General features: G+C 70.0%; 15 protein-coding genes and 1 pseudogene. 12 read left to right on the forward strand and 4 right to left on the reverse strand.

Annotated elements, in window-relative coordinates; all coding sequences use genetic code 11:
- Positions 1-77 precede the first annotated feature (77 nt).
- A complete protein-coding gene (locus ACFVUT_RS18225) occupies positions 78-1,307 on the forward strand; it encodes a serine hydrolase domain-containing protein (protein WP_389649502.1) in 1,230 nt (409 codons plus the stop codon).
- A gap of 79 nt (positions 1,308-1,386) precedes the next feature.
- On the opposite strand, the pseudogene ACFVUT_RS18230 reads toward ACFVUT_RS18225, so the two are convergent.
- Together ACFVUT_RS18230 and ACFVUT_RS18235 are read right to left on the reverse strand one after the other, a co-directional pair.
- A pseudogene (locus ACFVUT_RS18230) lies at positions 1,387-2,357 on the reverse strand (LuxR family transcriptional regulator).
- 308 nt (positions 2,358-2,665) lie between these two features.
- On the reverse strand, positions 2,666-3,703 hold the full coding sequence (locus tag ACFVUT_RS18235; protein ID WP_389649500.1) for a LacI family DNA-binding transcriptional regulator: 1,038 nt from the start codon (positions 3,701-3,703) through the stop codon (positions 2,666-2,668).
- A 246-nt stretch (positions 3,704-3,949) separates the two neighbouring features.
- On the opposite strand from ACFVUT_RS18235, the gene ACFVUT_RS18240 reads away from it, so the two are divergent.
- The 5 genes from ACFVUT_RS18240 to ACFVUT_RS18260 all read left to right on the forward strand — a co-directional run bounded on the left by ACFVUT_RS18240 (position 3,950) and on the right by ACFVUT_RS18260 (position 12,649).
- Positions 3,950-5,266: an ABC transporter substrate-binding protein gene (locus tag ACFVUT_RS18240; RefSeq protein ID WP_389649497.1), complete on the forward strand. Its 1,317-nt coding sequence runs from the start codon at positions 3,950-3,952 to the stop codon at positions 5,264-5,266.
- Positions 5,267-5,356: 90 nt separating this feature from the next.
- Positions 5,357-6,241: a carbohydrate ABC transporter permease gene (locus tag ACFVUT_RS18245; protein WP_389649494.1), complete on the forward strand. Its 885-nt coding sequence runs from the start codon at positions 5,357-5,359 to the stop codon at positions 6,239-6,241.
- A gap of 4 nt (positions 6,242-6,245) precedes the next feature.
- Positions 6,246-7,163 (forward strand): carbohydrate ABC transporter permease, encoded by a 918-nt coding sequence (locus tag ACFVUT_RS18250; protein WP_389649492.1) that lies wholly within the window; start codon positions 6,246-6,248, stop codon positions 7,161-7,163.
- 62 nt (positions 7,164-7,225) lie between these two features.
- Positions 7,226-9,814: a family 78 glycoside hydrolase catalytic domain gene (locus ACFVUT_RS18255; protein ID WP_389649489.1), complete on the forward strand. Its 2,589-nt coding sequence runs from the start codon at positions 7,226-7,228 to the stop codon at positions 9,812-9,814.
- A 270-nt stretch (positions 9,815-10,084) separates the two neighbouring features.
- The gene (locus ACFVUT_RS18260) at positions 10,085-12,649 is read left to right on the forward strand and encodes a glycoside hydrolase family 3 C-terminal domain-containing protein (protein WP_389649486.1); all 2,565 of its coding nucleotides are present in this window, start codon (positions 10,085-10,087) and stop codon (positions 12,647-12,649) included.
- Between the two features lie 250 nt (positions 12,650-12,899).
- Here the strand turns inward: ACFVUT_RS18260 and ACFVUT_RS18265 are convergent, their stop codons facing one another.
- The gene (locus ACFVUT_RS18265; RefSeq protein WP_389649483.1) at positions 12,900-13,478 is read right to left on the reverse strand and encodes a TetR family transcriptional regulator; all 579 of its coding nucleotides are present in this window, start codon (positions 13,476-13,478) and stop codon (positions 12,900-12,902) included.
- 71 nt (positions 13,479-13,549) lie between these two features.
- On the opposite strand from ACFVUT_RS18265, the gene ACFVUT_RS18270 reads away from it, so the two are divergent.
- The 6 genes from ACFVUT_RS18270 to ACFVUT_RS18295 all read left to right on the forward strand — a co-directional run bounded on the left by ACFVUT_RS18270 (position 13,550) and on the right by ACFVUT_RS18295 (position 22,574).
- Positions 13,550-14,935: a carboxypeptidase regulatory-like domain-containing protein gene (locus ACFVUT_RS18270; protein ID WP_389649481.1), complete on the forward strand. Its 1,386-nt coding sequence runs from the start codon at positions 13,550-13,552 to the stop codon at positions 14,933-14,935.
- A 173-nt stretch (positions 14,936-15,108) separates the two neighbouring features.
- On the forward strand, positions 15,109-15,630 hold the full coding sequence (locus ACFVUT_RS18275; protein WP_389649478.1) for a hypothetical protein: 522 nt from the start codon (positions 15,109-15,111) through the stop codon (positions 15,628-15,630).
- The gene (locus tag ACFVUT_RS18280) at positions 15,600-17,024 is read left to right on the forward strand and encodes a hypothetical protein (protein WP_389649881.1); all 1,425 of its coding nucleotides are present in this window, start codon (positions 15,600-15,602) and stop codon (positions 17,022-17,024) included. The genes ACFVUT_RS18275 and ACFVUT_RS18280 overlap by 31 nt, the downstream gene beginning before the upstream one ends.
- Entirely contained in the window at positions 17,021-18,394 is a 1,374-nt protein-coding gene (locus ACFVUT_RS18285; RefSeq protein ID WP_389649475.1) for a VWA domain-containing protein, read from the forward strand. The genes ACFVUT_RS18280 and ACFVUT_RS18285 overlap by 4 nt, the downstream gene beginning before the upstream one ends.
- Before the next feature lie 98 nt (positions 18,395-18,492).
- Entirely contained in the window at positions 18,493-19,617 is a 1,125-nt protein-coding gene (locus ACFVUT_RS18290; protein WP_389649472.1) for an AAA family ATPase, read from the forward strand.
- The gene (locus ACFVUT_RS18295) at positions 19,614-22,574 is read left to right on the forward strand and encodes a hypothetical protein (RefSeq protein WP_389649469.1); all 2,961 of its coding nucleotides are present in this window, start codon (positions 19,614-19,616) and stop codon (positions 22,572-22,574) included. Before ACFVUT_RS18290 ends, ACFVUT_RS18295 begins: the two co-directional genes overlap by 4 nt.
- A gap of 209 nt (positions 22,575-22,783) precedes the next feature.
- Here the strand turns inward: ACFVUT_RS18295 and ACFVUT_RS18300 are convergent, their stop codons facing one another.
- Positions 22,784-24,247 (reverse strand): hypothetical protein, encoded by a 1,464-nt coding sequence (locus ACFVUT_RS18300; protein ID WP_389649466.1) that lies wholly within the window; start codon positions 24,245-24,247, stop codon positions 22,784-22,786.
- Positions 24,248-24,313: the final 66 nt, after the last annotated feature.

Genomic DNA, 24,313 nt, shown 5'->3' on the forward strand with positions numbered 1-24,313 from the left:
TCAGGACATACGCGAGTGCCACGCCGTCCGTCCCGAGACAGACGCGGGTAGCGGCGGACCGGCCGCACGGTGGTCGCATGACACAACACGAATCAGTGGAGTCCCTGACCGGCCGACGGCCGCTGGGCCGACGTTCGCTGCTCGGGCTGCTGGGCGCTCCGGTGGCCGTCGGCGGCGCGTGGGCGATGTTCGGCACCACCGCCGACGCTGTCCCCCGGCCCGCGGCGGGCTCCGGCTCGTCGGTGCCGGTGGAATTGCGGCCGGGCGGGGAGTTCGAGCAGTTCCTGGCACAGTTGGCGGCGGAGGACACGTTCTCCGGCACGGTGCTGGTGGTCCGCGGCAAGCGGACGGTGCTGGCCCGCTCCTACGGCATGGCGGACAAGGCGAAGTCCGTCCCGAACACCGCCGACACCATATATTGCCTCGCCTCGGTCACCAAGCTGTTCACCGCTGTGGCGGTCGCGCAGCTCGTCCAGCAGGGCAAGGTGGCGTTCGAGAAGACACTGGGCACGTACGTGGACGGCTTCCCCTCCACTGTCGGTGACACCGTCACCGTCCACCACCTGCTGACCCACACCTCCGGCATGGGTGACTACCACGGCATCGACGGCTACTTCACCGCGGCGGCCGGATGGACCACCGCCGAGCAGGTGATGGCCGGGACGCTGGACTTCATCCGGAAGGCCCCGCTGAGCTTCCAGTCCGGCGCCGGCCACCAGTACAGCAACTCCGGTTACACCGTCCTCGGCGCGATCGTCGCGCAGGTCTCCGGACAGTCGTACTACGACTACATCCGGCAGCACGTCTTCGGACCGGCCGGCATGGGCGACTCCGACTTCTGCACCAAGGCGCAGTGGCGGTCCGACCGGCGCATCGCCCACCCGTACAGGAAGCAGCCCTCGGGGCAGCGCATCGATGGCGTGGACCAGGAGCAGCTGTTCACCGGGCTGCCCGACGGCAACGCCTTCTCCACCGCCCCGGACCTGGTCCGCTTCACCAGGGCGCTGCTCGACGGCACGCTGCTGGACCCCGCCCACATCGACCTGGTCGTGGGCGCGAAAATGCCGGCGGCGAGCCTCCCGGCGAAGCCTGGGCTGCCGGCGAAGACCCTGTTCGAGGCCTACGGACCGGGAGTGACCCTGCGCAACGGCAAGTGGGCTGTCGGGCACAACGGGGGCTCCGACGGTATTTCCACGAACGTGGAGTGGTACCCGTCGACGGACTGGGTCGCGGTGAAGCTCAGCAACTACGACCCGCAGGACACGATGGTCGTCGACGACAGGATCCAGGGGATCCTCACCCAGTAGCCGGGAGTGTGGAGGCCGCGTCGACGGCGGTGCCGCCGTTCTGCGTGCGGCCTGGTGACGCGCCCCGTCGGCGTGCTGGTCACAGCCATCCGCAGCGCTGTGCCTGCAGGGCCATCTGGAAGCGGTTCACGGCACCGAGCTGGGCCATCAGGATCTGCACGCGGCGGAACAGCGTGCGGCGACTGATTCCCAACTCGCGACTGATTCCCAACTCGCGGGCGATGACGTCGTCGCTCGCGCCGCCCGCAAGGAGCCAGAGCAGATGACGGTCGGCGGGGGCAGGCCGCCGGGCCGGGTGGTGCGGCCGTGGAACGGCAGGGCGTTCTGCCAGGACTGCTCGAACAGCGCGACGAGCGCGGAGAGCAGACCGCACGGCTGCACCACGAGCATGGTGTTGTGCACGTCGGCCTCCTTGATCGACAGCGACACGAGCGCGTACGCCTCGTCGATGATCACGAGTTTGACCGGCACCGACGGCAGCACCCTGGCCTGTTCGCCGGCCTTGATGCACGGTTCGATGACCTCCTTCAGGTGGCCCGGATGCTCCAGCGACTCCCGCGAGTACACGACACGCTGCGTCACACCACGCGCGAGCGTGGCCAGCGCGTCGTCCGTGGCCCCGGACAGGGGGAAGTACGGCGGCGACTCGAACTGCCGGATCTGGTCGCGGGCACTCGCCCAGGCGTGACGAATCCTGGGGCCGACGGCGTCGCCGGTGACGACCTCGACGAGATGGTCGTTGTACGCGGCGAGCCGCTGTCGCCGGAACGACTCGAACGCGCCCCCTACGGTGATGCGCGACTCCTCGACCTCGGCCGCCCGGTGCCGGGCGAGGATCTTCAGGCCTGCAGTGGGCGGAACCGGGGCCACCACGTCCCCGCCCTGCTCGGCGGCACTGGCCAGACCGGCGTCGACCAGCGCTCCGTACGCCGTGGCGAGTTCCGCATCGTCCAGACAGGCCGCGGCTCCGATCGCACTCAGCGGAGCGGGGGCCAGGTCCAGCAGTGCCAGGTAGACCTGACCTGCCGCCCGATCGACATGCGCGACCAGATTCGGGTCATCGAACGCAGCGGAGACCGCCGCTGGAGTATGGGAAACTTGCATCTCGGAAGTGCCTTGCCCATCGTGCGTGCTGGAAGCCTCAAGAACTCCCATCATCGCAGGTCGCAAGGCACTTCCTTATTTCTCGAAGAGTCATCCACAGCCATCAGATCGGTGGATCAAGGCTAAGGCCACAAGGCGCAGCCGCCCGGGGTGGCGGCGGTGCCGCCGGAGACACCTTCCTCCCGAGCCATGTCCGGTCAATCCCGACGCGCGGGTCCACGGCCGGACACCGTGTGTCGTGGGCGCGCGCAAGGTCAGGCCCTGGGCTCTGCGGTACTGCGGCGCACCACGAGGCGCGGTGTCATGGTCGTCTGGACGGAGCGGTCCCGATGTCCTTCGACGCGCTCGATCAGCAAGCGGGCCGCCGTGGACCCCATGTCCTGTCCCGCCTGGTCCACGCTGGTCAGCTGGACGGTGGCCAGCTCGGCCAGGGCGGTGTTGTTGTACCCGACGACGGATACGTCCTTCGGGATCCGCAGCCCCAGCTCGTGCGCGGCCCGCCACACTCCCAGGGCGGCGACATCCGCCCCGGTCATGATCGCGGTGGGCCGGTTCTCACCGGCCAGCAGGCTGATGCCGGCTTTGTAGCCGCCTTCGTCGGAGTACGCGGCCTTGCAGACGCGCGCATGCGCGGCGAGGCCGTGCCTCTCCATCGCCGCCATGTACCCGCTGGTCAGCTCGATTTCAGGGGTGTTGTGCCACTGGCTGGCGCGGGTGCCGGGGGAGGAGACCAGGGCGATGTTGCGGTGGCCCAGTCCGGCGAGGTGGTCGACGACGAGGCCGGCGCCCGCGGCGTCGGCGTCGGCGACCGAGTCGTGGCTGTCGGACGCGTCGTGGTGTCCGATCACGACGGTGGGGGTGGACCGGGCCGTGTGCAGGACCTCGCTGCGTCTGGTGCCGGGGGCGATGAGGATCAGTCCGTCCATCTGGCGGTCGACCATGGACCGGATGGTCTTGCCCTGGGCGTCCGCGCCGAACCCGGCAGCACCGATCATCACGGTGTACTCGCTGTTGTCGAGCTGCCCCTGGATGCCATCGAGGATGTCGGCGAAGAAGCTGTTGCGGATGTTGTCCAGCAGGACACCGATCGTGTAGGTCCGGCCGCGCATGCCGCGTGCCGCCGCGTGCGGGCGGTAGTTGAGCTCCTCCATCGAGGCGCGGACCCTCTCCTGCATCGCCGCGCTCACTCCGTAGGCGTTGCGCAGCACCTTGGAGACCGCCGCGGTCGACACCCCCGCATGCTGGGCGACATCCGTGATGGTGACTCGCTTCTTCTGTTCCGACCCCGGCATTGCAGGCGCTCCCAGTGCTCAGCTCATGGTTTATGCAACGGTCTACACGATGATGCCTCTGGTCCGCCAGATGTGCGCGGCCTTTCCAGGATGTTACGGCCGAATGTCTTGACGTCCGTTCGGACTGAGTGCACTGTGGTGCGCACTTCGCCGTGGAGAACGTTACACAAAATGTGGGCTTCCTGGGCTTCTTCCCCAGGCCCTTCACCGTGCGTCCTCCGCTCCAACGATGACTGGGAGCATGCTGTGAACACCGACTCCACCTCCGCCAGAAGGGCCCGCATCGCCGGTCTGACCGCGAGCGCCGCCGCCCTCACCGTCCTCGCCACCGCCTGCGGTGGAACGGGCGGGGGCTCGTCCTCCGCTCCCAAGGAATTCAGCTACCTGACCAACACCGAGAACACGACGGTCAAGACGGCGCTGACGACCCTGTCCAAGGGGCAGTGCGCCGATGCCGAAAAGGCGTTGCCACTGAAGGTGGAGACCGTTCCCCAGACCAGCCTGGACCAGAAGCTCCAACTGCTGGCCGGCCAGGGCGCGCTCCCGGTCCAGTTCGCCGCCGGCAACGCCCCGGCCCTGACCGATCAGCTCTACACCTCCGGCAAGATCGCCGACATCGAGACGGAGCTGAAGAAACTGGGCGTCCTCGACCGGATCCAGCCCGCCGCCCTCTCCACCATCAAGGCCCTGTACGACGGCAAGGTCGAGGTCCTGCCGTACGAGTACAACATCGAGGGCATTTTCTACAACAAGAAGATCTTCAGCGAGAACGGACTGAACGAACCAGGCACCTGGGACGAACTCACCAAGGTCTCGGCCGCGCTCGACGCCAAGGGCATCCAGCCGTTCTCCGCATCGGGGCAGCAGGGCTGGCCGCTGACCCGCCTCATCAGCGGCTACCTCTACCGAAGCCTGGGCCCCGACGCGCTCAGGGACGTCAAGGACGGCAAGGCCCGGCTCACCGACCCCGAGTACGTGAAGGCCGCCCAGGAGATCGCCGATCTCGGCAAGAAGGGATACTTCGGCAAGGGCGTCGGCTCGATCGACTACGACACCGCCTTCAACCAGTTCCTCACCGGCAAGGCAGCCATGTTCTACATGGGCAGCTGGGCGCTGACCGACATCGCCGACCCGAAGCAGAACACGGTCGGCGCCGAGAACATCGGCTTCATGCCCTTCCCCGCGGTCTCCGGCGGCAAGGGTTCCGCCGACCAGTACCCGTCCAACGTCGGCCTGGCCATGACGCTCGGCAAGAAGACGTTCGACTCCAAGGTCGGCGGCTGGGTGACCTGCATCGCCAAGAACTACGGCAGCACCGCCCTGAAGGACCAGGGCTCGATCTCCGGCTTCAAGACCAGCACCCCCGTCAAGGACCCCAACGAGGTCACCAGCAAGGTACGCGAGACGATCGGCGAGTCGAAGCAGAACGTCCTGTGGTTCGAAGCCCTGTTCAGCACGAAGGCCACCACGGTCAGTCAGACCAACGCGGCGGGCCTCGTCAACGGAACCATGAGCGCCGAGCAGTTCATGCGGACCGTGCAGGACGCGCTGTCCAGCAACTGAGGCGCGCGTACCGACGCCTCAGCCCCTCGCCCCGGGGACGTCCTGTGCCTCCCGCCGCAACGTCCCCCGAACGAAGTGGACTTCTCACCCATGCACCGTGTACTCGGTGACCGCAGGGCCGTCCTGATCCTGATCGGACCAGCCCTCCTCGTCTACTCCCTGATCATGCTCATCCCGATGGTGTGGTCACTGGGATACAGCTTCACCAAGGGCAGCCCGATCGACGGGTTCACCGGCAACGGCCTGGACAACTTCCACCGCCTGTTCACCGACCCGGACGTCCGCCACGCCCTCCGGTTCACCGCCGAGTACGCGGTCACCGTCACCGTAGGCCAGGTCGTCGCCGGCTATCTGCTCGCCCTGCTGTACGTGTTCTTCCTCAAGCGGGCCTCGGCATTGGTTCGCACCCTCGTGTTCTTCCCCGTGGTGCTCCCCACGGTGGCCGTCGGCCTCCTGTTCAAGAACTTCTTCCAGGTGGCCCCGCAGAACGGCCCGGTCAACTCCCTGCTCAACGCCGTGGGAATCGAATCCATCGACTGGTTCGGCAGCTCCGGCCACGCCTTCTGGGTCCTCATCATCATGGACATCTGGCGGTCCATGGGCTTCTACGCCGTCCTGCTGTTCGCCGGCCTCGTCGACATCCCCGAGGAAGTCCTCGAATCGGCCCGGCTCGACGGCGCCCGGGGCCTGCGCCTGATCCGCCACATCGTGCTGCCGATGTCGTTCCCGGTCCTCCTGTCGTCGCTGATCTTCAGCATCAACGGCACGCTGAAGGCCTTCGACTCCATCGTGGCGCTGACCAACGGCGGCCCCGGCAACAGCACGTCGCCGCTGACCCTCTACATGTTCCAGACGTCGTTCACGTACGGCGACTACGGCTACGGCAGCACCATCGCCCTGCTGCTCACCACCGTGTGCCTGCTGGTGACCCTGGTCGTCTTCCGCGTCTCGCGACGCGACCTCACGAAGGACTGAACCCATGGCCCTCGACACGGCACACCGGACCCGGGCGGCCACGGGCAGCGGCGGCCGCGCCTCCCGGCTGCGTACCACCCGCTCCGAGGGGCGCCGCCGCCGCGGCGGACGCCTGTGGGTCAAGGCGGTCGTCGCCCTCCTGCTGGTCGTCGAGATCTACCCGCTGATCTGGATGCTCCTCACGTCGCTGAAGTCCAACAGCGACTACCTCAACAACTCCACCTGGAGCCTGCCCACCCACTGGGAATGGGGCAACTACAGCGAGGCGTGGTCCACCGGCCACATCGGCCTGTACATCCAGAACAGCCTCTTGGCCGTACTGCCCGCACTCGCACTCATGCTCCTGCTGGGCACCGCCGCCGGATTCGCCTTGCAGATCATGGTCTGGAAGGGACGCAGCCTGATCCTGCTGATCTTCCTCGCCGGCATGATGGTGCCCGCTCAGATGATCCTGCTGCCGCTGTTCACCATCTACTTCCGGACCGGCCTGTCCGGCAGCCTGTGGCCGCTGATCCTCACCTACACCGGCACCGGCCTTCCGCTGACCGTCTTCATGATGGCCACCTACTACAAGTCCGTGCCCCGGGAACTGTTCGAGGCCGCGACCATCGACGGCGCAGGCATCCTGCGCGCGTTCTGGACCATCAGCATCCCCATGGTCCGCAACGCCGTCCTCACCGTCGGCCTGGTCCAGTTCTTCTTCATCTGGAACGACCTGCTCATCGCGCTGACCTTCACCAACAGCCAGGACCTGCGCACCGTCCAGGTCGGCCTGCTCAACTTCACAGGCGACTTCGGCGCCACCCAGTACGGCCCCCTCTTCGCGGCCATCTGCCTCAACGTCTTCGGCACCCTCGTGATCTACCTCTTCCTCAACCAGAAGGTGATGAAGGGCCTCACCTCAGGCGCCGTCAAGGGCTGACAACCAACGCCACCACCCCAACCGGTTGTCCCACGCCCATCTCACGGAAGGTTCCCCCAGCTGTGTCGCACCAGCCTGCCCCCGTCACGTTCGAGCACCTGCGTGACGCCCTCGGAATCGGTCGGACCGAACCCCGGCTGTCCTGGCAACTCCCCACCGGCACCGAGACCCAGACCGCCTACGAACTCGAACTCGACCGCGACGGCTCCGTCCACCGAACCGGCCGCATCGAGAGCGGTGACCAGAACCTGGTGTCCTGGCCCGATCGCCCGCTCACCTCACGGGAACGCGTCACCGTCCGCGTCCGCACCTGGGCGGCCGACGACGAACCCTCCGCCTGGTCCCGTCCGGCGACCGTCGAAGCCGGTCTGCTGGATGCCACCGACTGGCAGGCCGAGCCGGTCGGCGCCGGCTGGAACGAAGACCCCGAAGGCGACCGCCGCCCGGCTCGCGTGCGCCGTGACTTCGAGCTGACCAAGCCCATCGCCCACGCCCGCCTCTACATCACCGCGCACGGACTGTACGAAGCCGAGATCAACGGCGTCCGCGTCGGGAACGACACCCTCTCACCGGGCTGGACCGTCTACGGCCGGCGGCTGCGCTACTACACGTACGACGTCACCGCCCACCTCACCGACGGAGCCAACACCGTCGGCGCCCACCTCGCCGACGGCTGGTACCGCGGACGCATCGGCTTCGACGGCGGCACCCGCAACATCTACGGCACCGACCAGTCCCTGATCGCCCAGATCGAGGTCACCCACACCGACGGCACCACCACCGTCATCGCCACCGATCAGAACTGGCAGGCGGGCTTCGGCCCGGTCCTCGCCGCCGGCCTGTACGAGGGCGAGACCTTCGACGCCCGCCTCCACGACCCGGCCTGGTCCACCCCGCAACACGACGACGCGGGCTGGACCCCGGTGGCGGTGCGCGAGCGTGACCTCCACACCCTCATCGCCCCCACGGCGTCCCCGGTGCGCTGCACGCAGGAGATATCACCGGTCTCCGTCACCCCGTCCGGAGACGGCCGATACCTCCTCGACTTCGGGCAGAACCTGGTCGGTCGTCTGGCCGTCACCGCTGACGGACCCCGGGGCACCACCGTCACCCTGCGCCATGCCGAGGTTCTGCAGGACGGCGAACTCGCCACGCGCCCCCTGCGCGGGGCCGCCTCGACCGATGTGCTGACTCTGGCCGGGAACGGCCCCCTCACCTGGGAGCCGCGCTTCACCCTGCACGGCTTCCGCTACGCCGAAGTCAGCGGATGGCACGGAGAGTTGACCACCGAGCACGTCACGGCCCGCGTCTACCACACCGACATGCTGCGCACCGGTTGGTTCGAGTGCAGCAACGACATGATCAACCGGCTTCACGAGAACGTCGTGTGGAGCATGCGCGGCAACTTCGTCGACCTGCCCACCGACTGCCCCCAGCGCGACGAACGCCTCGGCTGGACCGGTGACCTCCAGGTCTTCGCCCCCACCGCCAGCTTCCTCTACGACTGCGCGGGCATGCTCGACTCCTGGCTCGCCGACGTCGCCGCCGAGCAACTGCCCGACGGCACCGTCCCCTGGTACGTCCCGGTCATTCCCGGCGGCCCCACCTGGACCCCGATCCAGCCCGGCGCGGCCTGGGGCGATGTCGCCACCCTCACGCCCTGGGTTCTCTACCAGCGCTTCGGGGACCTGGAACTGCTGCGCCGTCACTACCCGATGGGACGCGCCTGGGTGGACCTGCTCGAACGACTGGCCGGCGAAGACCGCATCTGGGAGACCGGCGACCAACTGGGGGACTGGCTCGATCCCATCGCTCCGCCGGACGACCCCGGCGCCTCGCGCACCGACCGCTATCTGGTCGCGACCGCCTACTTCGCCCACTCCGCCCGCCACCTGTCCTATTCCGCGAAGGAGCTGGGCCACGACGAGGCCGCCGCTACCTACGGCCGCCTCGCCGACGAGGTCGCCGCCGCGTTCCGGGGCAGATACGTCGAGACCTCGGGCCGCATGACCAGCGACAGCCCCACCGCCTACTCCGTCGCCCTCATGTTCAACCTGTTCGAGAGCGACACACAGCGCACGTTCGCCGGCGACCGGCTGGCCGACCTGGTGCTGGAGGACGACGCCCGTATCGCCACCGGATTCGTGGGCACCCCACTGATCTGCGACGCCCTGACCGACTCCGGCCACCTGGACGTGGCCTACCGGCTGTTGACGCAGACCGAATGCCCCTCCTGGCTCTACAGCGTGTCCATGGGGGCCACGACCATCTGGGAGCGGTGGGACAGCCTGCGCCCCGACGGCACGCTCAACCCCGGCGGCATGACCTCGTTCAACCACTACGCCCTGGGAGCCGTGGCCGACTGGCTGCACCGCACCGTCGCCGGACTCGAACACACCCGGCCCGGCTACCGGACCCTCGCCTTCCGGCCCCGGCCCGGCGCGGGGATCACCTGGGCCAGGGCCCGCCACGAAACGCCGTACGGTACGGCCGCCATCGCGTGGGAGCGGACCGCGGGCGGCATCAGCGCCCTGGTCACCGTCCCCGACGGCTGCCGAGGCCGCGTTGAACTGCCCGGCTGCCGGCCGGTCACCGTGGGCGCGGGCGAGCACCGTATCGACAGCACCGCGTTGAACGGCCGCGCCGCCTGAGCCGGCCCACCCGCGCACTTCTCCCGCCGCTCCCTGCCTCCAGCACGCGTGGACGGCGGGAGAGGCACGGCTCGGACGGTGCCGGACGCCGTTCCGATTCCGGCATCGGCATCGCCTGCTCCACCGCACCACGTCCCGGCCCCGTCCGCATCGGACGGCGGCCGCGGCCGAGGCCCGCACCATCTGGACTCGTCCGAGGGGACGACGGCCGAGGCCGAGGCCCGCACCACCCGTGATCCAGCCCCCCTCCCGCCCCTAGGAGAGCGTGACATGACCCGTCCCGGAGGAATGACCCGGCGCGAAGCCGTCGCCGTATCCGTAGCCGTTCTGGGAGGAACCGCGGTGACGACCGCGGGCCTCCCCACCCCAGCCGCAGCCGCTGCCCGCACCGTCCCGGCCAGCGCGTCTGGGGCCGAGCCCTGGCGCGACCAGGGCAAGTCGCCGGCCCGCCGAGCCGACGCCCTGCTCGATTCCATGACCTTCGACGAGCAGGTTCTCCTGGTCACCGCCGTCGAGGCAGCCGAGTTCCAGCCGCTGGAGCACCTCGGCATTCCGGCCATGACGCGGGTGGACGCCTCCGACGGACTGCGCGGCGACACCGGTGTCACCGCCTTCCCCGCGCCCAACGCCCTGGCAGCCACCTTCGACACCGACCTGGCCGAGAAGTACGGCTCCGCGATCGGAGCCGAGGCCCGCGGCAAGGGATGGAACGTGCTGCTCGGCCCGACCGTCGACATCGACCGCAATCCGCGCAACGGCCGCGAGTCCGAGTCGTACGGTGAGGACCCCTTGGTCAACGGCCTGATCGGCGCCGCCGTCACCAGGGGCTTCCAGAACAACGACGTCATCGCCCAGGTCAAGCACTTCACGGTCTACAACCAGGAAGAGGGCCGCAACTCCCTCGACGTGAAGGTGTCCGAGCGGGCCCTGCGCGAGGTGTACTACCCGGCCTTCGAGCACACGATCCGCGACGGCGGCGCCTTGTCGATCATGGGCTCCTATCCGCAGGTGAACGGCGTGTTCGCCTGCCAGGACCCACACATCATCAGCGCGCTCAAGAACGACCTGGGCCTCAAGGGCTACCTGGGCACCGACTTCTACCCGTGGGCCGACCGCGTCGAGGCCATCAAGAACGGCGTCGACTCCGCGGCGCTGACCCCCGACACCCCCAAGGACGCCTTCACCGACGGCCGCATCCCCGAGGACCGCACACGCGATGCGGCCCGGCGCATCCTGTACGCCCTGTTCGCCTCCGGCACCTACGACAACCCGGTGCCCACCACCCCCGCCGACGTCGTCACCAGCGACGCCCACCACACCCTCGCCCGGATCACCGGCGAGCAGGCCACCGTCCTGCTGAAGAACAGGAGCGACCTGCTGCCGCTGCCGAAGAAGAAGACCGTCGCGGTCATCGGCCCGGCCGGCAAGGACGCGATGACCGGCGTCGAAGGCTCCTCGTACGTCGACCCGGGAGAGTTCACGACCGCTGTCGACGCCATCAGGGCGAAGGTTGGTGCCTCCAACGTCCTGTTCTCCCAGGGAAGTCTCGGCGACGTGGCTCTGCCGGTCGTTCCCGGTGATGTGTTCACCACCCCGGACGGCACGCCCGGCCTGAAGGCCGAGTTCTTCGCCGGCGAGGATCTGTCCGGCCAGGCGCTGGCCACCACGACCACCGCCGGCGTCGACTTCCGCTGGGGCAATCCGGTCGGCAACCTGCCCGCGAAGTGGTCGGCGCGATGGACCGGACGCCTGGCCGTCCCGCACAGCGGCCTGATCCGCTTCAGCACCCTGCTGTCCGGTGCCGCCAAGCTCGTCATCGACGGCAGGACCGTCTTCGACGACTCCCGCTTCGTGTGGGACTCCTTCTTCGGCCCCAAGGAATGCGCCCTGGGCGGAGTCGTCCGACTCACCGGCGGCACGAGCGTCGACATCACCGTCGAGTACTCGACGAAGGACGTCGGCTTCAACGGGCCCAGCATGAAGCTGTGCTGGCAGCCCCGATCGCTCATTCCCGACGCCGTCGCCACCGCGAAGAAGGCCGATGTCGCCGTGGTCTTCGTCAACAACTACACCGGCGAGGCCATCGACCGCGACGACCTGGCGCTGCCGGGTGACCAGAACCAGCTCATCGACGCCGTCGCCGCGGCCAACCCCCACACCGTCGTCGTCCTGAACACGTCCGGTCCGATGCTCATGCCGTGGCTCGGCAAGGTCAGGAGCGTCCTGCAGGCGTGGTACCAGGGCGCTGCCACCGGCACCAGCATCGCCAACGTCCTCTACGGGGACGCCGAACCCGGTGGCCGCCTGCCCGTCACCTTCCCCGCCGACGAGAAGCAGGGCCCATCCACCTACACCGGCGGGAAGAACGACGGCGCCTACGGCAGCATCACCTACGACGAAGGCATCTACATCGGCTACAAGTGGTACGACAAGCACCGGGCCGAGCCGCTGTTCCCCTTCGGCCACGGCCTGTCCTACACCACCTTCAGTCACCGCAACGCCCGGGTGACCAGCCGGGGCCGCGGCGACACCGCGGGCCACGTCAGTGTGGAGGTCCGCAACACCGGCAGGCGCCCCGGTGCCGATGTGGTCCAGGTCTACCTCGGACACCTGCCCACCCCCGTGGACACCCCCGCCAGGACGCTGGCCGGATTCGCCCGGGTGGGCCTTGAGCCGGGGGAGCGCACGACGGTCGAGGTCGGGATCAGCCGCCGCGCCCTGTCCTACTGGGACGAGACCGTGAACCGCTGGGTCACCCCCACAGGAAGGGTCGAGGTCTACGTCGGCACCTCGGCGAGGGACGTCGCGTACGCCGGGTCCATCACGGTCAACTGACCACGCGGCACCGCCACACAGCACAACCGCCCAGGGCCACGCACCCCCTGAGCAGACCCACCCGCTGATCCCTGCCCGGACCACGACGCCGGGCAGGGATCAGCCGGCCCCCTTCTTCCACACCGCCGCGGAATTCTTCGGTATGCCGTCCGCCGCAGCGCACAGGTCGGGGCGTGCGGAACGATCGTGCGCCCCCACGCTGTTCCGCACCGCCCGTTGCCGTTCGAGCGTGTGACTCCTCGCGTGTCCCTCAGGCGTCGTGGGGCGGTGAGTGGATCGCCGCGTCGATCAGGAGGCGTGCGGCCGCGTCGGTACGGGCCGCGTCGCCGGTGACCAGGCGGTCCTGGCACAGTCCGCGCAGACCCGAGACCACGAGGGTGGCGCGTGCGCGCGCCTGCCGTTCGGGGGTGCCGAGGCGCACGAAGGCGTCCGCCACCGGACCGATCATGACGTCGACGGTGTCGGCGGCCAGCTCCCCGTACTGTTCCGGATGAGTCGCGGCCAGGCTGAGCAGCTGGAGCAGCATCCTGACCGGGCCGGCCTGCTCGCCGACGGTGATCGCCTCCCACAGGGCGCGGGCCGACCGGCGCAGCTCCCGGGTGCTCGTGACGCCGTCGAACAGGGCGTGGGCGTCGGGGCGGCTCGCGGCCAGGGCGCGTGCCAAGAGGTTCTCACGGCTCCCGAAGTAGTACAGGAGCATCCGCTTCGTCGTGCCGATCTCCTCGGCGAGCGGGGTCAGCGAGAGGTTCGCGAGACCGTGGCGCTCGATGTACCGCACCACCTCGCCGAGCAGTTCGGCGCGCTTCTCGGTGTTGATCGGACGGGGCACCTTTTGAATGTACCGGAAGGTACATGTATCGTCCACTCATTGTTTCTGTGCCGATCGGTACATCAACAGCGGTGGGAACGGAGCGCGACACGGTGGAGAGCGGCACGCGAAGGCGTGGGGCGACGGCGAAGACCTTGGCCGAGGCGGCCTGGTTCCCCGCGGTCCTGTTCCTGGGGATCCTGTTCTTCTTCGCTCCCGCCCTGCACGCGCCCGAGCCGCACCACGTGCGGGTGGCGGTTGCCGGGACCGCGGACGCGGATCGCGTCGGCGGGGAGCTGGGGCGGCAACACCCCGGCGGCTTCGACGTCTCGACCGTGCGGGGCGAACGCCAGGCACGGCAGGCGGTGCTCGACCGCGACGCCTACGCGGGTTATGCCACCGACGGTCACCGCTCCGTGCTCTACGTCGCGAAGGCCAACGGGGCCTCCCTGGAGCAGGTGCTCGTGACCGCCTTCGCGAAGGTGTCCGGCGGAGAGCCCGGCCTCGTGGTGAAGGACGTGGCACCCACCACGAGCAAGGACCTGCTCGGTTCGACCGCGGTCTACTTCGCCATCGCCTGGAACATTCCCGCCTACATCCTCGCCACGACACTGCTGCGTGCCGTCGGCTTCGACCGCCGCCGCAAGCTGATGGCCACAGCGGTCGTCGCGGCGGTGTTCAGCGTGGTCGGCTACGGCGTCGGGGCCGGGCTCGGATACCTGCACGCACAGCCCGCCGTGATGGCCGTCGCGTTCCTGCTGACCACGGCGGTGGCCGCGACGACGTCCGGTCTCGCGCCCTTCGCCCGCCAGTACCTTCCCGCGGTGGGAATGACGCTCTTCATCGTCATGTCGATCCCGACGAGCGGCGGAGCGGTCCCCAGCCCGCTCATGCCGCGCTTCTACCAGCACGTGCATGCCGTCATGCCGCTTGCGAACGCGGTCGACGCGCTGCGCGGCTTCCTGTACTTCGACGGCGCCGGCACGCTCAAGCCGATCCTTGTGCTCTGCGCCTGGATCGCCCTCGGCGCGGGGCTCCTCGCTGTCGACTACTGGCGCCACCGGCGCGCGTCCGACGGCAGCACGGTCGCCGAGCCTCCGGTGGACGATCCGGCCGTCGAGACGCCGGTTCCCACGGCCTTGCCGGTCCATCCACACCACTTCGGTGAACCGGTTCCCGTGCTCGTCGGAGCCGTACGGGAGCGCGAACAGGGGCCCGTGCCCGGAGCGGCGGTGATCGTGCTGGACGGCCAGGGGCGGCGGCTGGTCACCACCATCACCGACGACCGGGGCAGATACGCCATCTCGGGACTGCCCGAAGGACACCTCGGCGTCGTCGCCTCGGCGCCCGGCCTGCATCCGCTGGCGCACCGCACGCTCTTGAGGGCCGGGGAGACCGCCGACGCCGACTTCGTCCTGCGGCGGCGTGAGGGGCGGTACACGGAGGGCGCCGAGGGGCCGGCGCCCGCGGTGAAGTGAGAGGCCGGGTACAGACACCGGCGTGACCCGATCCCGTGCGGGCCCCACTCCACACGCCGCCCCGCCCTGCTCCGTCTCCCAAGTGGTGTTGATGCTTAAGGCCGTTGTCAGTGGGCGACGGTAGGTTCGTTCATGTTGCGCCGCGTCGGCGTGAACACCCCCTTTTTTCTGGCATGCATGGGAGAGGCGCGTTGACAGTCTGGGAGAGGTCGAGCACGGTGCGGGTGGTACCGCCCGCACGGCCGCGGAAACTTGCCAAAGTACCGTTCGTGGAGCTGGCCGACGGGCGGTTGCAGGGCGTGGTGTCCAGCGGATCCGACACAGGCCGCGTGTATGTGTCCTCGATCGCCGCCGGAACGTACGCGTTCGCGTGCAGCACCAACAACAACCGCCCGTGCGGAGGTGCGCGCGGCACGTTCTGCAACCACATCCGCGCGCTCGTCGGCGAGGCCGTCCTCCAGTACGGCGCCGGGCGCGTCGCCCGGTACCTGAAGGCCGAGACACCCGACGGGGAGCTTGACGCCCCCGGGCTCGTCTCGATGATGGCCGGCACGCGTCCCGCGCAGGGAGACACCTCGGCCGCCGCACCGGTCTTCAGCCGGTTCCTGCGGCACCTGGCCTACCTCGAACTGGAGCCGGCCACCGCACCGCTGCCCGAGATGCACTGGTTCCCGCCGACGAGGGCGGTGGCCTGATGCGTACGGACCTGCTCTTCGACCCCGTCGACGGACTCGACGAGGCGCTCGCGGCCGTGGACGCCTTCGACGGCGTACTTGTCGCCGGACTGCTCCGCCCGCAGCCCGAACAGGCCGCGCTCCTGGCCGCGCTCGCGGACGCCGTCGCGGGAACGCCGTTGGCCTCGCGGGTCGCCGAGGCAGTCGAGAAGGCGGCGGCCGGCGCCGCCGGGGAGGACCACTTCGTCGCGCTCGCCGCTGCCCGCACCGCCCTCATGGGTTCCGTCCACGACGCGCTGGCGGCCCGTGCGGGGGACGTCACCGGACGGCCGCGCGCCGGGGAGACCGCTCCCGCTGCCGACGCGGAGGAGCACGCCGTGAACGTGCTCGCCGCTGCCCGAGCCTGGCTGTGCGACCTGGCCCGCGCCGGCTGGCAGGGCATCGACCACGAACTGATCACCGGTGCCGCGCCCGTGGTCTCCGCGATGCTGTCCGACCCGCTGCTGCGGCGGCAGGCGACGCTGTTCGACGGCTTCGCCGCCGAACTCGCCGCATCCTGCCCGGGAGCCGCGCTGGAGCGCGTTCCGGAGCGCCGCTGGGCCGACCTGTGGTCGCGCGGGCTGCTCCTCACCCTGCCCGGTGCCGCCCGCACCCCGGCCATGTCCACCGCCACCGGCCGCCTGCTGCCGCTCGGCGTCGACGTGCAGGAGCACGCGACCGCTGTGCAGGCCCAGGTCCACGCCGTGTTCGAGCCCGCCGACGGCACGGCGCCGCGCCTGGTACGGGCCTCGGTGTCCGCGCCGAAGCCCGACACCGTCATCGGTGCAGGACTGTGGCAGCTGCTCCGCCCCCGCATGTCGCTGCTCACCGCTGTCGGTGAGGGCCGCTCCATGGAGCTCGACGCCATGCCCGTCACCGCAGAGGGCGACCTCGTCTGGGACGACGAGCGGGCCCGCGCGGGCGAGTCGGCCGACCCGTTCGCGACGGCCCGGGTGATCCTGTCCACCGCGACCGACCCGGTGACCGCCCCGCTGGACCGCCACCCCGCCCGGATCGCCGTACCCGTCCTGCTGGAGGGGTACACGGTTGAGCAGGAGGACGACGGGCCGCTGACATTCGTCCTCGCCGGGCACCGGCTGGCCGTCGACACCGACCGCACCCCGGCCGCGGGCCCTCTCACCCCGGAGGCCGTCGCCGCGTCCGGCGCGTGCGTGGGACTGCTCCGCTGGGACGCCGGGGAGTTCGTCCTCCAGCCGGTGGCCGTCGAGACGACCGTGCGGAAGAAGACCGTCGCCGTCCACGCGGGCGCCTGGGCAGGCGGCACCACCGACAAGGCCGGTGCCCGGGCCGAGAAGGCTGCCACCGACTCCGTCGCCGTCCTGCGCGAACGAGCCGGAAGGCTGCTGCGGAAATGACCGACCACACTCCTGGAGGCGGCACCGTACCCGCGGGCCCGCCGCCCGCCGGGCCGGACCCCGGCGAAAACCGCCGGCAGGTCCTCTACTGGCGGCTCCTGGCCCGGCTCTTCGACCACGAGGAGCAGACCGCGCTGGAATCGGCGAGCCTCGCCGTCGTCGAGGACATCGGCCTGCCGTCCGCGCTGCTGGATCCGGCCACGTCCGTCGACTCCGTCGTCCAGCGCCACCCGGAACTGGCCGACGAGTTCGACGGCCTGATGACCCCGGAGCCCGAAGAGGACGGCGCGCGCGACCGTGCCGCCGAGGTGCGGCGCGCCGCGCTCGCGTCGAAGCTGCTGCTCAACGTCTTCGCCACCGGCACCGGCACGGTCTCCGCCGGTCAACTGGCCCGCTGGCAGTCAGACAAGGGCTGGTTCGAGCGCGCGCTCGGCTGCCCACCCGGCGGACCGTCCGCCGGAGCGGGCATCACCGGCAACGGCCTGGGGCCCGAACTCGGCGCCATCGAGGCCGACCTGGTGCGCCGCATGCACCTGCGCGAGGTACTGGCCGACCCGGCGCTGGCCGCCCGGCTCACCCCGAGCATGTCCCTGATCGAGCAGCTGCTCCGCGACAAGGGCAACCTCTCCGGCATCGCCCTGGCCAACGCCAAGTCCCTCATCCGGCGTTACGTGGACGAGGTCGCCGGAGTGCTGCGCACACAGGTGGAGAAGGCCACCGTCGGTGAGCTGGACCGCTCGGTCCCGCCCAAGCGCGTCTTCCGCAACCTCGATCTCGACCGCACCATCTGGAAGAACCTCACCAACTGGAGCCCGGAGGAGGAACGGCTCTACGTCGACCGCCTGTACTACCGGCACACCGTCCGCCGGACCACACCCCAGCGGCTGATCGTCGTCGTGGACCAGTCGGGCTCCATGGTCGACTCGATGGTCAACTGCACGATCCTCGCGTCGATCTTCGCGGGGCTGCCGAAGGTGGACGTCCACCTCATCGCGTACGACACCCGCTCGATCGACCTCACCCCCTGGGTGCACGACCCGTTCGACGTACTGCTGCGCACCAACCTCGGCGGTGGCAACGACGGTCCGGTGGCGATGGCCATGGCCCGGCCGAAGATCGCCGAGCCGAAGAACACCGTCATGGTGTGGATCTCCGACTTCTACGAGTTCGACCGCTCCCAGCCGCTGTTCGAGGGCATCGAGGCGGTCCACCGCTCCGGTGTGAGATTCATTCCCGTCGGCTCGGTGACCAGTTCCGGACGGCAGCAGGTCAACCCCTGGTTCCGCGAGCGGTTCAAGGCCCTCGGCACCCCGGTGGTCTCCGGCCACATCAACAAGCTCGTGCACGAACTCAAGACGTTCCTCACCTGAGGCGCCCCGGCCCGGCCGCCCACCGCCCTGGCGAAGAGGGCAGCCGCCCGCCGGAGTCCGCGCCCCGCACCCATCACCTGTCCGGAAAGGCCCTTACCATGTCCGACCTGCTCCGCGCTCCCGCCGAGACCAAGTACGCCGAGGAACTCGACTGGCTGGAGTCCGTCGACGACAACCCCAAGCCGTTCTCCTGGCGCCTGTCCCCGAAGATGGTCCGCCTGTTCATCCTCGGCTCCGAGCGCGCCGACGGCCTGGACCGCGAGGTGACACAGAAGTGGTTCGGCGACCGGAGCTTCGTCGAGCGTTCCATCGTCACCCTCGCCTCCGACCGGGGCCTGCTGCTCATCGGCGACCCCGGTACGGGCAAGAGCTGGCTGGCCGAGCTCCTCTCGGCGGCGATCTGCCGCAACTCCACCATGGTCGTCCAGGGCACGGCCGGCACCACCGAGGACCACATCAAGTACTCCTGGAACGTGTCCATGGTCATCGCCAAGGGCCAGTCGCGGGAATCCATGATCCCCTCGCCGATCATGACCGCCATGGAGGCCGGAGCCATCGGCCGTTTCGAGGAGCTGACCCGCTCCACCAGCGACGTACAGGACGCGCTGATCTCGATCCTCTCCGAGAAGTACATCTCCGTCCCCGAACTGGAGAGCGACGGCGGCGGCGACAACATCGTCTTCGCCAAGCCCGGATTCTCCATCATCGCCACCGCCAACAGCCGTGACCGGGGCGTCAACGACCTCTCCTCCGCACTCAAGCGCCGCTTCAACTTCGTCCGCATACCCGTTGTGACGAACAAGAAGAGCGAGGCCGAGATCGTCCGCTTCCGCACCGAGGAGCTGCTGCGTCGGCACCGGATCGAGCTGGAGGTGCCGCCCACCCTCCTCGACGTCCTCCTGCAGAGTTTCGCCGATCTGCGCGCCTCGGCCGCCGCGGCGGGCAGCGACGACGAGAAGCTGGAGTCCGCACTGTCCACCGCCGAGCAGATCGGTGTGCTGGAGGACGCCGTCCTGCACGGCAACTTCTTCGGCGAACGCACCCTGACCGCCCGTAACCTCGCCGCCTCGCTGGTCGGCTCCCTCGCCCGCCGTGAGCCCGAGGACCTGGCCATTCTCAGCAAGTACCTGCACGGCGTCGTGGAACCGCGCGGCAAGGAGGAAGGCGGCTCCTGGCCCGAGTTCCTGGAGGGTGGCCGCGACGCGATCGCGAAGCTGTCATGAGCGAAGCCTCCGAGAACCCCGCGCCGACCCCCGCGCCGATCGCGGCGATCGCGGCGATCCGCACAGCCGACGCGCCGCCCTTCGGCGCCCTGCGGGGTCAACTGCACGAAGCCGCAGCCCGGTTCGCCGACGGGCCCGACGCCCTGGAGGGCATCCTGCTGGGCATGGTCGACGACGTCGACCGAGCTGCCCGCGAACCACTGGAGATCTTCCCCGTCTGCCACCACTCACCCGCCTCGGCGCTCGCCATGGCCCGTCGGCTGCGCGAGAAACAGCCCAAGGTCGTCTACCTGGAGCTGTGCGAGGACATGGCCCCGCTCCTCACCGAGCTGCGCAACTGCCGGCTGCCGGTCGCGGTGCAGGCGTTCGCGAGCGACACCGACACCTTCCCGCCCGAGTGGGCCCCTCTGTCGGTCGTCGCGCCGATCACGGAAGCATCCGCCGAATACCAGGCCATCGCCTACGCCCTCGACACACCTGGCGTGGAACTGGTCCTCGTGGACCGTTCCTCCGACCACGTCTTCCAGTGGGACGCCCGCCACGAACAGGCCGGGGAACAGGCCGGCGAGGACACGACGGGCCCCAGGACGGAGCCCGCCGAGGCCGCGCTCCACGGCGAGGCCGTCGGCGTCGAGATCGGCGACCTGCGCCCGCGCTTCGCCGAACTGGAGGAGCATCTGCTGCGCCACGGGAAGGTACGGCACTGGTCGGAGTGGTGGCACCAGTACGTCGAGGTGCCGCTGGGCGACAGCGACCACGACACCTACCGCCAGGTCATGTTCCTCATCGGCAGCCTGTTCCGGCGGCTCGCCCCCGGCGACGCCGACCGCGTACGCGTGGACGAGGACCGCGAGCGATACATGTGGACCCGGATGCGCGAGCACCTGACCACGACCGGTACCGACGCGGCCGACTGCCTGTACGTCTGCGGCGCGTTCCACGCCGCCGCCCGCGTCGAGGAGTTCGGCGTGCACGGCGCCGACCGCTTCACGATCTCTCCACGCACCGCCACGACCTGGCAGTACGGCCTGATCCCGTCCAGCCATGCCGCGATCGAGGCGCAGTTCGGCCTCGCTTCCGGCTCGGTGTCGATCGCCGCGACGCAGTGGGCGAAGAACCTCGGACGCACCCGCGTGAAGCCGTACCGCCTGGAGGGGCAGGCCGGTACGAAGAAGGCGCGCCCCACGAAGGCCGTCGCACCCGTTGCCGCCGTCACACCCGCCGCCCCGAAGGATCAGCTCTCCGGCTTCCTGAGCCGGCCACCGGTCCTCGACACCCTGGACGAGGCCGAACTGCTCGGCTGGTCCGTGGACATCACCCGGGCCGCGCGCCGCAACGGATACCTCGCCTCGACCGCCGACGCCATCGCCGTCTTCGAGACGTCGATCCTGCTCGCCGGCATGAGGGACCGGGCCAAGCCGACGCCGTACGACTTCCAGGATGCGGCGATCACCTGCATCGAGAAGGACACCGTCCCCGGACGGCGGGACGTACGCCGCCTCGTCGAGATCATGATGGGCGGCGACCGCATCGGCCAGGTCGGCTACGACGCGCTGCCGCCCCTCGCCCGCGACGTCCACGACCGGCTGGCACCACTGGAGCTCAACCTCCAGCAGCGCGGGGTACGCCGGGCACTGCTGGACATGGCGTCCAGCCCGCAACTGCGGGCCTGCTCGGACGTGCTCTGGATGCTGCGCAGGCTGATGCCGCCCGGCGCAGCACGGCCTGTCATGGGCGAACGACGGCTGGGTGAGCGCTCGATCCAGGAATCGTGGGACCTGGCGCTCGGCACCCATCAGCGGGCACTCATCGAACTCGGCTACGAAGGCGTGAGTCTCGAACAGGTGCTGGAGCAGAGGCTGCGGCGTGCCGCGTACGGACCGCAGACGACGACCGCGGACGTGCTGGCCGCGGTCGAGGACGCGACACTCCATCTCGCCGGCCAGCGACGCCTCGCCGATGAACTGGGCACACGCGCACTTGAGGTCCTCGCGACCGAGCGCACCGTGGACGGGGCACCCGAGGTGCTGCGCCGGGTCCGCGGACTGCTCGCGTACTACCGCACCAACGAGCCCGAACTGCCCCCGTGGATCGAGTCCTTCGTCAGGACCGGGTACGCCCACTACTGCACCCTGCTGCCGACGGCCTTCACCGACGAGCACGCCGGCGTCCGGCACGTGGCGGCGATGCTGGGCTTCCTGTTCAGCATGGAGAGCCTGGCGCTCTCGCTGGGCTGCGACCGGACCCAGCTGGAACTGGCCGTCGCCCAGTCGCACCCGCAGGACCCGGCGAAGACGGCGCTGCTGTGGGCGGCACAGGTCCAGCTCGGCACCCTGTCCCGGGAGCAGCTGCGGACCCGCTGCGACGAACTGCTGGCCAACCCGCTGGTGGTGCCCTCCTACCCGCGCTACCTCAGCGGTTTCGTGCACGCACTGGAGCCGGTGCCGGGCCTGGCCGGCGTGGTGGTGGAGGCCGTGTCGAACGCGTTCGGCAGACTTCCGGACGATGTGCTGCTGCCGTGGCTGCCGACCCTGATCACCACGCTGCGGTCGAACGGCGCGGAGCTCGCCCCGCTGCTCATCCGCGAGGCCGGACGGATCTTTCCGGCGCGGCTCGCGGCCCTGGACTCCTGGACACCGCCGTGGCGGCAACGACCGGCCGCGGCCCCGGCCGCCGACCGCGCCGGCGGTGGCGTGGCGCTGCTCCCCGCCCATCCTGCGACCTGTGACGCGGTCGCGGAGCTGCTGGGGTGCGCGGACGGCTGGACACCGGCCGACGCACCGCCCCGTGGGGTGGCGCTGCTCCCGGCCCACCCGGCGACCTGCGACGCGCTGGCGGAGCTACTGGGCTGCGACGCCCCGTGGGCCCCGGCCGGCCAGGCACCCGGCAGCGCGGACCTGATGGCCCGCCACCCGGCCACGGCACACGCGGTGGCAGCCCTGCTCACGGGCCGGTGACAGCGGCCTCGGCCGCCGGGACAACGCGTCCCGGCGGCCGGGCACCCGCGGTCGTCGACGGTCAGGTCTCGCCGAGATTCGCTGACCGCGCCCGTCCAGTAGGGGATGGATACCGAGCCGGCCGCGACGTACACGGCGTGACCGCCCCTCGGCAGTCCTGGCATCTCAGGGGAAGTGCGCGACCTCGACGAAGCCGCGCACGGTGTCCGTCACTTGGTGGTGATACGCAGAATGCCCGTCACCGTTCCCTGGTAATAGACCCCACCCGGTGCTGCTGTCCCCGCCATCTGGAGGGTGTCGTACAGCGAGCCGATGCCGACCTGGGAGCTGCGGGTGACCTTCCCGGTGGCCGGGTCGATCTCGGCGTAGCGGTAGGGGTCGAGCAGGGTGGTGCCGGACGTGCCGGGAATCAACGGGTCGCGCAGTACCGTGTGCAGCTTGCCGTCCGCCAGCGACAGCTTGGGCACCGCAGCCGACCGCAGTGCGTTGTCCCACACCAGGTCGCAGCCTGAGCCGTCGGCCCGGACGTCCACCCTGGTCAGGCCACCGGTGAAGTCCGCCGACGCGGGCACGCTGTCCCCGGCGCCGTCCGGTACCGCCGGATACGGATAGCCGTAGGTGCTGGCCACGAAGACGCTGCGGCCCACGCCGATCGGGGAGTTCTCGCTGCCCGCACCGCCGGCCAGCAGGACCGGTGTCGAGCAGATCCGCTCACCGGTCTCCGTCCTGTAGACCTGGAGTTTCACCTGGCTGTCGGCGTTGTCCACGACGGTGACATAGTCCGTGCCGTCACCCGGTCCGAAGAACGTGGGTGTGGAGCCGCTGCCCCAGCTGAGCTGCCCCGGCTTGCGTGCCGAACCGCGGTCGTACTCCTGCCGCCAGGAGACGCGCGGGGTGCCGTCCGCGCCGGCGGTCAGCAGATACGTGGCCCGGGTCGTGGTGACGACGGTGCCCCGGGGCGAGGTGGAGATGCTGTTCGCCACTTTCTCCCCACCGGGCAGTGGCAGGGTGCGGACCGTGCCGGTGCGGTCGTCGGCGGTGCCCACCAGCCCTTCGCCGGTCGCGAACCAGACACGCCCCTGCCAGTCCGGCGAGAGTCCGGTCACCGCGTCGTCCTGCGGTATCTCGGAGGTCAGGGACAGGCTCTGGTCGACGGTCAGCGTCCAGTCGCCGTCCGTGTTCCGGTGATGGCCGACCCGCAGGAGCGACCTGCTGCCGTCCACCACCACCAGGCGGTCGTTCTGGTCGATGTACGCGTAGACGCCACCCAGCAGCGAGCCCTTGGTGAGGGCGAGTTCGGCGATCGAGCCGCCGTCGTCCGGGTCCAGCAGGTGGACCGTGGGGACCTGCCCGAAGATGGGCGTGCACAACGCCACAGGATAGCCGTCGGACCCGACCAGCACGGTCGGGCAGGCGGACGCCAGGGCCACCCGATCCGAGGTGAGCGTGCCGGGCCCCGGCCCGGCCAGCGGCGTGGTGTCCGAGGACGCGGTGTCCCCGTGCATGGTGGCAGTGCCGTCCGGTCCGGTGTACGGGTTGTGGGGCGGCGCCGGAGCGAAGACCGAGCCGGTGGCGCTTGCGGGAGCCGCGCCCGCTGCGGCGACCACCGCAGCGGTGACGGCAGCGGCCAGCGCGGTGCGCAGCCGTGAACGGGCGGGGACGGCGAAGGTCATGCGGGTCTCCTGGGAATACGCGATACGGACGAGGGCACGTCTGAGGGCACGTCCGGCCCTGGCGCC

Source organism: Streptomyces sp. NPDC058051 (genome assembly GCF_042885475.1).
In the GTDB taxonomy this organism is placed as follows: domain Bacteria; phylum Actinomycetota; class Actinomycetes; order Streptomycetales; family Streptomycetaceae; genus Streptomyces.